Annotated in this window: 2 protein-coding genes; one reads left to right on the top strand and one right to left on the bottom strand. The window is 37.8% G+C overall.

Features of this window, described 5'->3' with window-relative positions; genetic code table 11:
- Positions 1-176: H-NS family nucleoid-associated regulatory protein (locus tag RH88_RS09830; RefSeq protein ID WP_005595439.1), on the top strand; the 176-nt coding region annotated here is incomplete at its 5' end.
- A gap of 94 nt (positions 177-270) precedes the next feature.
- On the opposite strand, the gene RH88_RS09825 is transcribed toward RH88_RS09830, so the two are convergent.
- Positions 271-672, bottom strand: coding sequence for a hypothetical protein (locus tag RH88_RS09825; RefSeq protein ID WP_005595438.1), 402 nt, complete (start codon positions 670-672; stop codon positions 271-273).
- Between the last annotated feature and the right edge of the window lie 92 nt (positions 673-764).

Raw genomic sequence — 764 nt, 5'->3', positions numbered from 1 at the left:
TCGATATTAATGATTTAATGACCGCACTGGCTAAACAACCGATCAAATCAAAACGAGCACCACGCCCGGCAAAATACCGTTATATGGATGAAAATGGTGAAGAAAAAACATGGACAGGCCAAGGAAGAACCCCGTCAGCATTAGTGGATAAAAACTTAGACGACTTTTTGATCTAACTTATTGTTGGCCCTTTGTTCTTATAGATAATATCATTATTCAAATGTTCAAAGGGCTTTCTTCATAAGCGCGGCATTGACTTGTTTCTGAGTGCTATAATCCAAGTGCGACTTTCCATAAATAATCAAGTTCAGGGACAGGTGGTGACGCCTTACTAACAAAAACAAAGCTTGGTTGTGTCGGTCTTATTTTCGTGTTTCTGCCTTTCGGTTTAACATCATCTTGCCAAATTTCACAATCAACCAATCTAAAAAGCCTACCTTCGGCATGATTTAATCCAATGGTATTAAACCGAAAACCTTTCGATTTTAAACGCTTTATTCGAGCTGCCGCCGCTCGACAATTAATGTTAAAACGGACACTTAAATCTTGATAGGTAAAAGCGTTTACACTCAAGACAAACTCTGCCGTCATTGCGAGGTATTTGTGCTTACTGCGTATTTTAAGTTGCTGGATGTTATGAATAGCGATGTGTTGATTTTTGATACCATGCACCTATTACCTTATGTATCACTGGTCCTTTTTACCAAACTTAAGGCTGCATTTCATCTTAATTATCTGAAACTTAAAGTAATCAACTCTTTTTC

The organism is Vibrio scophthalmi LMG 19158, from assembly GCF_000222585.1.
In the GTDB taxonomy this organism is placed as follows: Bacteria; Pseudomonadota; Gammaproteobacteria; order Enterobacterales; family Vibrionaceae; genus Vibrio; species Vibrio scophthalmi.
This window is presented reverse-complemented; position numbering and strand designations above follow the sequence as displayed.